1 protein-coding gene is annotated in these 390 nt (G+C 40.5%); it reads right to left on the bottom strand.

Annotated elements, in window-relative coordinates:
- The coding region (locus ACYVTD_RS17615) for an MraY family glycosyltransferase (RefSeq protein ID WP_461248918.1) at nt 1–283 on the bottom strand (283 nt) is incomplete at its 3' end.
- Nucleotides 284–390 lie beyond the last annotated feature (107 nt).

Below are 390 nucleotides of genomic sequence, written 5' to 3'. Positions count from 1 at the left end.
CTGCAAGCAATGCGACAACGGGGTCGCCTGCCAATAGCGACACAACAACTAAGGTTATCGCGCTAATAGTCGAAATGCCGACTGCAAGCCCATCTAGCCCATCCACTAAGTTAATAGCGTTAGTTACAGCAACAATCCAAAACACAGTTAGAGGAACCGCCCATACGCCAAGCTGGATTTGCCATCCCAAAAACGGTATATTTAATATATCAATTCTAATCCCATGCCAAACGACAAAAAGCGAAACAAGAATTTGCAAAAAGAATTTTAATATCGCTTTCAAATTCGAAAAATCATCTATGAGCCCGAGAGCAGAAATGATGATCCCGCCGATTAACAAGCCTCTAATGTTTTGCGAAATGTTCAAAAAACATAAAACGACTATTAAAA

The organism is Treponema sp. R6D11, assembly GCF_054786075.1.
The sequence above is the reverse complement of the archived record's forward strand: the minus strand, read 5'-3'. Positions and strand labels throughout refer to the sequence as shown.